Raw genomic sequence first — 12,745 nt, forward strand, 5'->3', positions numbered from 1 at the left:
GAATACCGGCAGGCGGCTTAAATTCCAGTCAAAACTGGCTCACCAAATGGGGTAAGGACACAAGGAGACGTAATATCACATTACTCACTCCCAAAACGTAAAACGTTAGCTGATTTAGTGAAATGGAAAGAACTAGGAGATGCAGAATATATTAAACAAGTCAATGGATTTATAAATAACGCAAAGGGGCAACGGTTTATTCTCATATCCTGCATTGTGCTCTTCAGCTTTTATCCTCGATTATCAAAATATGCAATTGCTAGAAAAAAAAACATATACAAGAAATAAATTGTCCAATAATTCGGCGACCCCAAAGTTTTGTATTTAAGATAAGGATTTTTACGATACAGTTTATCATTTAGGCAAATGATGGCATAGATAAACGAACTAAAATAATGATTAAATTATTAGATGGTTATTTGTAACATCCATCAAGTGTAGATCAGAAAAGCAGAAATTATTGCGGCAAACAACAAAATAGTATAAAACAATTTTAATGTAGCAGTAAATGTTTAATGAGATTTACTAATAAAAATAAACGGTTGGAGAATTGTCTATAAAAACCATAGCCAACTTCTCCTGTGGGTGAAGCATTACCTCCATGACGAACATATTTAATCAATGGTTTTTCATAGAATATAACGCGGCCTTTAGCTTCTACAAGTAACCCAATCCACCAATCATGCATATGAATCTTGGACGGAAAAGGGAGAACATATTCTAGTATTTCGCGCCGAAAAGCCATGCAACATCCCATATAGGAGTTTCGGTATAAGTTATTCCAAAAACCAGGAGAACTGCCCCTATGCTTAAAGAATGATGATTGTAATAAACTACCATTCTGGTCTACAACTTCACAATCAGTTAGTACCAAATCATGATTTTTAAGTAAAGAATTGATTGTTAAAATTTTGTCGGGCAACCAAATATCATCTTGATCTGCTAAATATATATATTGACCACCTGAATTTAGTAATGCATTTTCAAAATTACCTATTGGGCCACGATGCTTTTTATTTACAAATACTTTTATTCTTCGATCTGCGAACCCATTTATTAGCTGTAAAGTTTTGTCCGTTGATCCATCATCAGATATAACTATTTCGTCATTTTCACCTAATTGTTGAAGAATTGATTTTAACTGCCGTTCAATATATAATTCTCCATTATATGTAGCCATACAGACACTAATGAATATCATTTGAAAGGAGCTTAGTAATTTTGAATAACTTACTTAAATTAATCTTTAAGCGGTTAGTTAACAGAAAGCTAACCACTATATAGGGGGGAATGACAAAAAAAGCTAAACTAAATAATTGAGTTACTGCCAAATTGACATCACTAATAAGCGTAGCTGAAAATAGGAGAACACTTCCCATAAAAACAAAATAGAAAGCGCTAGTGTGTTTTAGTGAAAAGTAATGATTTCTAATAACAACATATAGGTATCCTAAGAGCATACTAAAAGGGAAGGCAGCCCAATAATAAAAATAAATACGACCTTCAATATAAAATGGTGCATTTGGCCCCACAGTAACAGTAGCAATTGAATCAGGCAACCGCAAGTTGTCAATCATTATATTACCTGGGGTTTCATGATATTCTTGTAAACGAAGAAAGCCAAAAATAGGGTTAATTATATTATTAGGAATATAATCCCACCAGGTATATTTTTCAAAATAAGCTATGTTAACAGGTTGGTAATAATATAAAAGAGAATCCGCGCTATACAATAAGCGCTTTATAAAAGCTAAAAAAGCTGCACTAAAATCACCATTCTCTTTTATAAGGACTGTAAAGACAACTCCCATACCTATAACAAAAATCAATGGTAAATAGCGCTGAAATTTCTTCAAAATTAATTGCTTATCTGCAAATGAGGGGTGGTACAATATGACACCAGCGGAAGCGGCAATTTTTACAAATGCTCCCTTCGAACCATCCAATGACGAAAAAAATACCACGATTAATAAAAACAACAAGTCCTTTCTCCTTTTTTCTAGTAGATACATATATACAAGAGAAGTGCTAACAAAAGTACCTGCGCTCCAGTTGATTTTTCTAAATAAACCAAATCCTCCCTGAAAATCGGCTATTTTCGATTCTGTTGGATTTGCAGAAAACAAGGCGAATCCTTTACTATAACCTATAATTATATTCGACAATATAAAAACAGCTAAGAGTAAGTATGTTGTATAACGCAATAGAAATTGGTCAGAAAAAGTATAAGTTTGGTCAGTGCCTTCGATAATACCCGCCACGTTAGGATTACTATCTGGCCGGTATGCGATTAAAAAGCCAATCCATAAAGCAAGTTGACAACCAAAAAAGTGAATAATATCTTTTGTATCAGGAATGACTTGGGTAGCAAAGTAGCTAGCGAATGCAGTAGAAAAAACCCATCCAAACAATGGATCTACAACAGAATAGATGTACTTATAATATAAGATAAAATACACAACCAGTAAGAGCGATACCCACCCAAAAAGTACAGGCAAGAAATCAAATTCAATTCCCATATTAATGCATTAAATATTCGCTCTTTCTACTCAATTTATCACCTTACTTATAAAAGACATAAATCTGGTATTATCCAAATATTTTTTTAAAACTTGATCTAACTATAGGAAAATTGTATTTCCTGAGTATGGCACCAATACCGCGTCGAAACCAAAAATAACCCATAACCCAGTAACGCCCAGGCACACTAAAAAGGTGTCTATGTACTTGTTGCATCTCTTTATAACCACGTTTCATCTGATTTTCGCTGATTCCATCACCCCCGAAATTACATACAATAATACGCATAGATTGGTGAGGAACACCCATCAAGGCCAGCTTCAGATTAAGCTCATAATCTGAAGCTATTCTCATAGTTTCGTCATATAATAAATTATCAAAAACCTCTCTTTTATAAAACATGCCTTGATGATGGACTTGATGGCGCATTAAATAAGGTGACCCAAAAAGAGGAGTAAGTATGTTCTCCTGCTTTACACAGTTAACATCACCAACGATTACTTTAGTATCTTTCTTTATTGATTTAATCTCTTCAGCTACTTTATGCAAAGTATATATTTCATGTAGTTCATCATCTGCACCCATAAAATAAAGCCATTTTCCGGAAGACAAATTAATCCCAGTATTTAATCCTTGGTATAATCCAGCTCCAGCTAATACATGTAGTTTTTTGTTAGGCATATAACATGCTTCAATAATACTTAAAGTATTATCTTTACTACCTCCATCTACAATAATTAATTCAAAATCTGCAAACAGTTGATTTTGAATACTTAATAAACAACGTTCTAAGGTTTCCCCACCATTTAATATTGTAATGATAATCGATATTAGAGGCTCTTGATGTAAATGTCTCGTAACTGAATTATTCTGATGCATAAATACAGGGTTACAATTTCAAAATTCTCGTAAAATCCGCAAGGAAATAATAGAAAATTTCATGATTTACGGTTTTTAAATCTTATTTTCAAGCATTTCCAAATAATGCACCATACAACTTAATAACCTAGAGTAATCAAATAGTGCTCTTTAAAATTGGATCAAACAAATTTAGTCCGGTGGTCTAGAAAATATTATTTAAGAGCATTTCAAACAATGCTTACTATAAAATATCAATAAATTAATACATTCATAGTTAAGTTATAAAATAGCAAATCAGCGTATTCCAAATTTACACTCGGTGTCCATAAAGAAAATATCTGATTGCTTTTTGCATATAATACAAATTTAAAAACATGGAAAGAAAATTATTTTTAAGCTTATTTTTCACATAACGTGTTCTTACTTGATTTGTTTCTTTTAAAGAACGAGATAATTCACTGCTAGCTCCACCAGTTGCACAGTCGGCTATAATTAAAGGCATATAATAAGTAAGCTTATTTTTAGTATAGACACGTAAATGCAGATCATATTCTGACACTATTTTAATTGTATCATCATAGCGATAATGCTTAAATAGTGAAGAATTATAAAATGCACTTTGATGATGTACTGTATTTTGCAGAATAGTTCTTGGACCCAGAAAGGAACGATAAAGGTGGCCATTATCAAACATTATCTCCCCAAATACTATTGAATAATCGGTCTTTAAGTAAGGTTCTATTGTTCTTATTATATTTGGCCTTAAGGTATCATCACCCCCAATAAAATAAAGCCAATCGCCAGTTGCCCAGTTTATACCCTTATTCATAGCATCATAAATACCTTTATCGGGCTCGCTGCACCAACCAGCAAGTTGGTCTTCGTATTTGCGTATTAAGTCTATAGACCCATCCGTGCTTCCCCCATCAATTATCCAATATTCAATTAACTCTTTATCTTGCTCTATAACACTTTGAATAGTAGCTTCCAAAGTGGGCAAAGCATTAAACACAACTGTAATGATAGACACTAAGGGACGTCCCATAACTTAAAATTACTAATACATACTTCCTTTCAGGCTAAAAGTGCCTTCTATTTAGAGCAAATCTTCTGTAAAGATAAACAGGTATTATTTTATGCACTACTTTTGATGAAAATGAAGTCAATTAGGCGCTTATAAGCTATCACATACTAGATGCATTAATTTTCTATTTAGTGAATTTATCTGTTGCCTTTGCAATGTTATTCACTTGGATGCAAGCTATGGCCACCATTTCGATTTAAGTAGTGCTAATATAACCTTAGATCAATTATTACTCTAAGAGTCTGTTAATAAGCTCTTTATTTTATAATTGACCTTAATCTCAGGTACTATGCGTAAGAATGAAGATCAACTAAAGGAATTTTCAGAACTACCTTCTTCTCCTAAAGTCACAATAATTACAGCAGTATATAATGCCGAAAAATACTTAGATTCCTGTATATCCAGCATTTTAAATCAAACCTATAAAAATTTTGAATATATAATTATTGATGGTGGCTCCACTGATAGTACTCTCTCAATCATTAAAAAGTATCAGAATCAGCTTACTCATTGGGTGAGTGAACCTGACAAAGGAATATACGATGCTTGGAATAAGGGATTGGCCAAGGCAAGTGGCGACTGGATTGCTTTTGTTGGAGCAGACGATCAATTATATCCTGACGCTTTGTACTCATATGTACAGCACATTGTCCATCACCCTAATCAACACATGTTAGATTTTGTCTCCTCACGCATAGAGTTAGTTAATATGGACCTATCTCCTATCGAAGTAGTTGGTGAGACTTGGGAGTGGGAGCGTTTTAGGCGCCAAATGATTACCTGGCATGTGGGGACTTTTCACTCTAAACAATTGTTTGTAAAATATGGCTTTTTCGATACTAAATATAATATTTCTGGTGATTACGAGTTGCTTCTTCGCGCAAAGAATCAATTAGTTACTTCATTTATTGATAAAATAACGGCTAAAATGCGTGTTGGTGGAGTAAGTAGTGTCAATCTTTTTAAAGCCAGCAGCGAAACATATCGAGCTAAAATAAAGAACGACGCAATTTCATTAGTAAAAGGAAACCTTTTAATGGTTTTTGATAAACTGCGTTTATTTATCAGGATATATATAAAATAAAAATTAATGATTTATAACTCTCTGCAGGATTTTTTATGAGTAACAGCTATCCAAACCTTAGAAATGCTGTTATTTGAGGTGGGCCGATTTCGCCGGACACTTTTTGGGGAGCCCTATAGACCAAGTTGGCACAGCTCGCAGATTTTAGCAATTCTTCTACAGACTCTAATATAGTAATGTATCGACAATAAATTTAATAAAATAAATTTCGTCTATGTTATAATATTAAAGCGTAAACACGATTCAAATGAACTAAATATGTATATAGCTTGTTAAAAAAAACTAAATTCCCCTTGGTTAAAGTAAGAATATTACAAGTAAAATAAATAAAGAATTAAGGCGATATGGGCAATCTCCCAACTATTTCAAATATGAATGGAGTTAGCGTGGTTATATGCTGTTATAATAGTGCTCAACGTTTAACTAAAACCATTGAGCATATAGTCAAGCAAGAAATTACTAGCGCTATAAAATGGGAACTCATTATTGTGGATAATAATTCGACAGATAATACGTCTGAGAGAGCTAATTTAATATGGGCTGAATATAACATCACTAATATTAATTTCAAGATTGTATTTGAGGAAAAACAGGGCCTGAATAATGCAAGGCTAAAGGGTATAGCGGAAGCTACTTACGAATATATACTTCTTTGCGACGACGACAATTGGCTTTGTCCTACTTATATTGAAACTGCATATGCTATAATGGCTAACAACCCTAATATTGGCGTATTAGGCGGGTTTAGCGAACCTATTAGTGAGTTTGACTTACCTTTATGGTTTACTACTTTTCAATATGCTTATGCAGTTGGTGCTCAAAATTTGTATTCAGGAGATGTCTCATCACGAGGGTACCTATGGGGAGCAGGGATGATTTTTAAAAAATCTGTATTTACGAAACTACTTACCAGTGGTTTCAGATTCCAAGTATCAGATAGAAGTGGATCTAGTTTAGAATGTGGTGGGGATTCAGAGCTATGTAGATGGTTTTTGATCGCTGGCTACCAATTATGGTATGACGAAAGACTGAAATTTAAACATTTTATACCTGCAAATAGATTAGAAAAAAAATACGTTGACAAAATATTTGAAGGAATTGAAGTTTCAACTAAAAAACTAATCTATTATGACGCATTTATTCGCTACGGATTGGAACCTAGAACCTTAAAGACTATTCTAATAGCTGGGTTTCATCTCGTCAAATATTTAATAATTAGAAATAATTATTCAAGAGCCTGTGTTTGTGCGCTTATACCATTTCAGGCAAATATTATTTTTGATAACCCTATTAAATCCATCATAGAGGCTACACAAAAATATCGTAATAATCTTGTAAAATTATAAATAAAGAACAAATGCTATAACTTTATACGTGTCAACTTCATAGAACATTAAAATTAATTTATTCTTATAATGACATTTCTTTATTTCATTTTATAATTGAGAAGAGCAGATTCAAGTTTGAAGTTCAATTCCCCGTTTTAAAGTGTAATGGATTGGACTTAAAAAGTCTAATGTTTTGTTAAATCAGTGGTTGGGTTGATCTCGAATCCAAGATACGTCGCTAGGTTTGACAATTCTAATTCGAAACCCTTTGAGGATATATTGCCTAGTGACTCCATTGGTTGTCCTCCTCCCCTAAAGCGTAACCATTGAATGTTGGAATCGAATACCCGATTGATAAACACTTTCTGGAGTCCGATATTTCAACGATGAATGAGGCCTCTCAAAATTATACCGTCGCCACCACTCATCCAAAGCATCTTGAATCTGCTGGATTGTCGTAAATACCTTCAAGTTCAGACACTCGTTCGAATAGTCCCATTAAGCCGCTCAACCAATCCATTTTGCGTGGGTTTGCCCGGCTGAGTATAGCGAATTTCGATGCCATGTTTGAGGCCGAAGGCCACCATCTTAGCACTGATCATCTCGGGACCATTATCACAACGGATGTACTCCGGTTTGCCATGAGCCAATCCCATCTGCTCCAAATAAGCCACGAGTTGTTTAGCTTTGAAACTGCTCTGGGCTACCACTAACAAACACTTGCAGCTACACTCATCGAGCACGTTCAAGATGCACGTTTTCTTCTCGGCCACCACTTCATCGCTTAGAAAATCCAATGACCAACCGCCCCGGCGGCCCGCCTTGTCCTACTTTGCTGGCAGCCAACGTGTTGGGATTGTCCCGCTTCATGGTTTTGCGTTTGACAGGCGTTCATAAATTCAGCTTGAGTGACTTATAGACTCGATAAACCCGCTTGTGATTCCAGGTATGACCTGCCAATCGAAGCCAACCAAACATCAACCCAAAGCCCCAATTCAGATACCTCATCGACAAGGCTTTAAGTTGCTCAGCAATCTGCTTATCGGCATTGACTCGTTTAGCTTTGGTATAGATCGTCGCTCGACGTTGCCCCAATACTCGGCAGACTCGCCGGAGCGAGGTTTGGCGTTGAGTCACGACTGTGTGGACAATTGTGATAGCCTGCTGGGTAGAGGGGCCTATAGCTAGGAGCTCGTAGGCATCATTGAGAATGTCTAATCCAAGCTTTTGTCGGCTAACAATTTCTTCAACCGAGCATTTTCGGCTTGTAGGGTCTTTATTTTGCGAAGCTCTTCGGTATCCATACCACCGTACTTCTGTCGCCAGTTGTAAAAGGTGGCCGGGGAAATGTTATACTGTCGGCAAATCTCATCGACGGACTGTCCTTGACTCGGTAGTGCTAAAATCTCAACGATTTTGGACGGTTCACCGTTGCGATTCACTAAACTGACTTTTCTTCATGATAAACCATTGATTAGATGAAAATAAAACTGATTTTCTACTTTTCAATGGTTACGCGGTTCGGGAGCAGGCACAGCTCGCAGATTTTAGCAATTCCTCAACTCGTCCTGAGAATCGTTAATATTACAAAATATCCTTGTTGATTACAACAACATTTTCACCGCTTAATTTAAGACTATAATTTTGAAAAGCTTTGTTTATGGCAGCAAAAAAAGGCTTTGAGCATCCATCTTCCATCCAATCATGAAGCTCAATAATTATGGCCTTTGTTTTAGGTAACCAACTTAAATAATTATCGCTAAACAAATATTTTTCTGCTGATTCAATATCTAACTTTAATAAATCGATTCGTTCTAAATTAAACTCAGTTAGAATATTATCAATAGTAATAGTATCAATCGTATTGGGATTAGTAGCTTCTTCTTTACTGGCATCAATTTCCTCAGTAACCATTGCCCATTTACCCATATTGTACTTATCACTTATACTTAATCTTGTCGACCGTGGCCACAAACCTGCTTTTATTATATGAATATTAGTATAGTGCAGTAGATTTTCTCTCAACGCATCTAGATTATCCTTATCCGGTTCAACGGCAATAATTGTAGCATTTGGAAATTTATTTTTAAAATATATGCTTGCTAAGCCAATATTAGCCCCACCATCAATAATCGTCTTTGGTTCAAAGCCCAAATCAATATCGAATTCCTTGTAGACAAAAACTTGAGAAAACACTTCTCTATCAGAAGTATTAGGGCGCAAAATAATTGGGTGTTTAAAATTTCGAATTCTCAACGCTGTTTTTTTCTTTATTGAGGTTCCTTGAAAAAATAAAACAACGCCCTTGGATAAGCCTAAAGATTTAACCAAGTGAAGTAGAATTTCTAATCGGTAAAGCATATTGCGATCAAGAGGTTTGAGCTATGATGATAACATAAAGTGAGTGCCAACTTCTCTTTAAAGGTTTTCCATATTTGATACAAGGATACTATTAAAAAATCAAACTAACTAGTTATCAATAATATATAAGCTTACCTCACTGTATTTGCCATTATACTAGTTTGGCCCACATACATTAATATAGCTTTAATAGGTAAATTATTCTAAATAAAAATTGCAATATCTATTATAAAAATGAATCATCGGTTTATTGCATTTAATTACTTAGTTCTAGCTATCAAATATAATAAACTATACAACATTATCATAATTAATAATGTTATTAGATTTTATTATCTGTAGGAAGGCATATAAAGTATTAGCTATAGCTTGTATAACAGCAACAAAAATACTTAGTACCAATACGCCTTGGAGTGATGAAACATCTATAAAAGCAACACCACCCACAATGGCAATAGTGTTAATAGCAATAGAAATAATAGGATTTAGAATCCACCCTCTACTTGTATACAGATTAAAAGCAGATCCAGAAATTAAATTAATACAACTAGTTATTGTTATTAGCAATGCCTCTTTTTTTAATGCCGAGTATTTAGGGCCTAGTATCCATAATATCTCAGTAGAAAACGCCCAAAAAAGTCCAACAATAGTAGCACTTACGATTAGCCACCCTATCTGTATTTTTATAAAGTAATTTAGAAGGATGGTCTGATCTTTAGGTAATCTGGCGTAGCGGGGAAGAATGATTATATTAAAAAGTAAAGTTAAGAGTCCAGGTAATAACGCAATACGACCAAGAGCTCCAATTTGAGCAACTGCTAGTGTAGAGCCAAAAGCAGAAACTAGCCAAATTGTGATTTGACCTGAAAAACAGTGGTAAATAGAACTAGGTAATTGGCGTTTAACAACTGCTAAAATTGCCGCCCGGATAATAGGATCTGATTTTTGTTCTTGTTTAGCATGCTTGTCGGATATTTTCTTTAAGTTAACATTAGCCCATAATTGAGAAATTCCACTGGCAAGTAAAGCTAAAAAAGCCCAGGGAAAAAAATATATTATTGTAAAGGTGAGCACTAGACGTGCTAAATGTAATTTAACCTGATTCTTTTGCAATGGGGCAATATCTTGCTTGAGTTTGGGAGCAATTTCAAGCAACTCCCCAGTAAGAGCGGATAAAAATGCAGGTATAAGAGAAAAAATAATTATTAAAGACGTAAACCAGCTTGCATCGTGATGAAGCAATTGATACAGCAGTAAAGGAACAGAAATAATAAGGCTCGCAATTGCAAATTTTTTCCTTAAATCAAGACCAACAGCTAATACGGTTCCTAGTTTTACACGGTCTTGCCAAACTTTTCCTCCCTGCGACATTACTCCTGCAGCAATTCCACTATCCGCTAGAACTATCATAGTCATAAGCATTGAATTAGTTAGGGTATATAATGCATATTCTTTTGTCGAAAATAGACGAATTATTAAAAGACCACTTATCGCTCCTACCCCTTGCACTACTATTTGAGCAGAACTGGTGATAGTAATTAATTTAATCCATTCTAATGCTTTAGGGTTTTTAATAGTAGCCCGAATATTTTTAGACATTGAGTTTAAAATCATTAATAATAAGTAAAGTAGAATTAATACTCCGTAAGTATTAATAGTCTAATTGCTTTTTTTGTGAAAGAAAATGCATAATTAGCTTAGGTTATATTCTTCGCACACGATATTAACGTTAACAATTATTTTTAATAAATACCTTTAAACCTACTTTAGTAAGTTTACAAAATAGAGAAATTGTTAGTAAAAAAAACGATTACAGGTTTTGTATCTTTTCCCTATTGCTAATATGTTATTATACTAGCTAACTAGTTTGAGATCCATTCAAAAGCAATTTTAAATATTTTTTTACACAAATAAAATTTATGTAAAAAGTGCAATTGCTTTTTCAATATACTACTAATCCTATTATACTCATATCAGAGGAATATTATCTATTAAATCTACTCGATTTATGAATATTGCTTGAATACATAAACACTCATCAGCTACCAAGTTTGCTTTCATGCTAAACTTCCGGCAGTATAATATTTTTTTTAAATGATTGTAGCTAGCCATAACGTTTAAAGTTTAACATTCTGAGGTTTGTAGTAGCCTATTTAAAATCATTGTCCAGTTTAATTACTTAATTTATTGGAGTTAATCTATTACTCAACAGGAAGTTTTAAAACTTTATTATTTATAACACGTGAAAGTGTTAATTGGGTATGGAATCTAATAGTCAAATTAGGTTTTCATATAGCCCCAAAGTTTCATTAACTGTATGTTGCCAAGAAAATCGTCGCAATTGTTGTTGTCCATTTTGAATTAAGTTATTTCTTAGCTCATCGTCCAATATGACGCGTTCGACATTTGTGGCCATGGATTCCGAATCTGTCGGGTCAAAATATAATGCACCTTTACCAGCAACTTCTGGAAATGAACTGGTATTACTTACAATACAGGGACAATTACAAGAAAAAGCTTCTAAAATAGGAATACCAAAACCTTCATACAAGGAAGGAAATACAAAAGCAATTGCCCCGTCGTATAGATGTGGCAATAAAGTATCATCAATTAATTGATGTTCTACTAATCCATTTAGTGATAATGCTCTGATTACGTCATGCTCATTACTTGTAAAACTGCCACCACCTGCGCAAACAAGGACAATTTGGTAACGAATAAGTATATAGGCAATAGAGCGTAAAAATGGAATAAAGTTTTTGTACCCAGTTCTATTACCAACAAATAATAGATAAGGCCTCTTGTTAATTTTATAAGTATTTTCTAAAATTTTATTTTGAGAAAATGGAGTACTAAGGTAAATAACTGTAATTTTTTTGGGGTCAATATTTAAGATATCAACCATATCCCGTTTAGTGCTTTCAGATATCGCTATTAGATGAGATGCATATTGCGCTATCTTCTTCTTTTGACCAATAATCAACGTATCAGCCGATAGTTCAACAAACTGATGAGATAATCGCTCATATGTCATATCATAAAATGTAGTTACATATGGCTTATGGCTTGTATAATTCTTTAAAAAATCACTAAAATACGTAGCATGATATACATCATAATTAGCAAGTTTAGCATTTACTATATTGAATATTTTATTTGACTGAGAAAGTAATCGATACCTTTTTGGAAATGGATATGGTAATACGGGAATTTTATATTCATGTAAATGAATATTGTTAGACCAAAGCAAAGAAAGATGAGCATTATGATGCTCATCTTTATTAATTCCTTTTATTAACTCACAGTAGTATCTAGATATACCTCCGTAGTTCTGAAGAGAAAAAGCCTGATGGTCAAAAAAAATATTCATATTTCTTCAAAGATATTTCTTGCAAAGACATAATCCGTTTAGAATACTTATATTGCCACTAAACAAAAGTTATATATTAGAGCAATTGTTAAGTGCTTTATCCAGCAGATAAATATGTCAAAATTGCTAGAACTAGT

Annotated in this window: 11 protein-coding genes and 1 pseudogene; 2 read left to right on the forward strand and 10 right to left on the reverse strand. The window is 33.9% G+C overall.

Annotated features, from left to right (window positions below; genetic code table 11):
• Nucleotides 1-493 precede the first annotated feature (493 nt).
• The 4 genes from ACYVGR_RS14805 to ACYVGR_RS14820 form a co-directional block, all read right to left on the reverse strand.
• The gene (locus ACYVGR_RS14805) at nucleotides 494-1,180 is read right to left on the reverse strand and encodes a glycosyltransferase family 2 protein (protein ID WP_460957930.1); all 687 of its coding nucleotides are present in this window, start codon (nucleotides 1,178-1,180) and stop codon (nucleotides 494-496) included.
• A gap of 7 nt (nucleotides 1,181-1,187) precedes the next feature.
• Entirely contained in the window at nucleotides 1,188-2,519 is a 1,332-nt protein-coding gene (locus ACYVGR_RS14810; protein WP_460957932.1) for an oligosaccharide repeat unit polymerase, read from the reverse strand.
• Between the two features lie 70 nt (nucleotides 2,520-2,589).
• Nucleotides 2,590-3,399, reverse strand: a complete 810-nt coding sequence (locus ACYVGR_RS14815; RefSeq protein ID WP_460957934.1) for a glycosyltransferase — start codon at nucleotides 3,397-3,399, stop codon at nucleotides 2,590-2,592.
• Between the two features lie 292 nt (nucleotides 3,400-3,691).
• On the reverse strand, nucleotides 3,692-4,426 hold the full coding sequence (locus ACYVGR_RS14820; RefSeq protein ID WP_460957936.1) for a glycosyltransferase family 2 protein: 735 nt from the start codon (nucleotides 4,424-4,426) through the stop codon (nucleotides 3,692-3,694).
• A 328-nt stretch (nucleotides 4,427-4,754) separates the two neighbouring features.
• On the opposite strand from ACYVGR_RS14820, the gene ACYVGR_RS14825 reads away from it, so the two are divergent.
• Together ACYVGR_RS14825 and ACYVGR_RS14830 are read left to right on the forward strand one after the other, a co-directional pair.
• A complete protein-coding gene (locus ACYVGR_RS14825; protein ID WP_460957938.1) occupies nucleotides 4,755-5,549 on the forward strand; it encodes a glycosyltransferase family 2 protein in 795 nt (264 codons plus the stop codon).
• A 371-nt stretch (nucleotides 5,550-5,920) separates the two neighbouring features.
• Nucleotides 5,921-6,895, forward strand: a complete 975-nt coding sequence (locus ACYVGR_RS14830; RefSeq protein WP_460957940.1) for a glycosyltransferase — start codon at nucleotides 5,921-5,923, stop codon at nucleotides 6,893-6,895.
• 365 nt (nucleotides 6,896-7,260) lie between these two features.
• On the opposite strand, the pseudogene ACYVGR_RS14835 reads toward ACYVGR_RS14830, so the two are convergent.
• From ACYVGR_RS14835 to ACYVGR_RS14860, 6 genes and pseudogenes are all read right to left on the reverse strand, one after another.
• Nucleotides 7,261-7,674, reverse strand: a pseudogene (locus tag ACYVGR_RS14835) (integrase core domain-containing protein); the annotation flags it as partial.
• Between the two features lie 94 nt (nucleotides 7,675-7,768).
• On the reverse strand, nucleotides 7,769-8,014 hold the full coding sequence (locus ACYVGR_RS14840) for a hypothetical protein (protein ID WP_460957942.1): 246 nt from the start codon (nucleotides 8,012-8,014) through the stop codon (nucleotides 7,769-7,771).
• A 77-nt stretch (nucleotides 8,015-8,091) separates the two neighbouring features.
• Nucleotides 8,092-8,319, reverse strand: coding sequence for a transposase (locus ACYVGR_RS14845; protein ID WP_460957944.1), 228 nt, complete (start codon nucleotides 8,317-8,319; stop codon nucleotides 8,092-8,094).
• Between the two features lie 142 nt (nucleotides 8,320-8,461).
• Nucleotides 8,462-9,238 carry an FkbM family methyltransferase gene (locus ACYVGR_RS14850; protein ID WP_460957946.1) on the reverse strand — a complete coding sequence of 259 codons (777 nt, stop codon included), beginning with the start codon at nucleotides 9,236-9,238 and terminating at the stop codon, nucleotides 8,462-8,464.
• Nucleotides 9,239-9,529: 291 nt separating this feature from the next.
• Nucleotides 9,530-10,837: a lipopolysaccharide biosynthesis protein gene (locus ACYVGR_RS14855; RefSeq protein ID WP_460957948.1), complete on the reverse strand. Its 1,308-nt coding sequence runs from the start codon at nucleotides 10,835-10,837 to the stop codon at nucleotides 9,530-9,532.
• 676 nt (nucleotides 10,838-11,513) lie between these two features.
• Nucleotides 11,514-12,608 (reverse strand): glycosyltransferase family 4 protein, encoded by a 1,095-nt coding sequence (locus ACYVGR_RS14860; RefSeq protein ID WP_460957950.1) that lies wholly within the window; start codon nucleotides 12,606-12,608, stop codon nucleotides 11,514-11,516.
• Between the last annotated feature and the right edge of the window lie 137 nt (nucleotides 12,609-12,745).

It is taken from the genome of Spirosoma litoris (assembly GCF_054776755.1).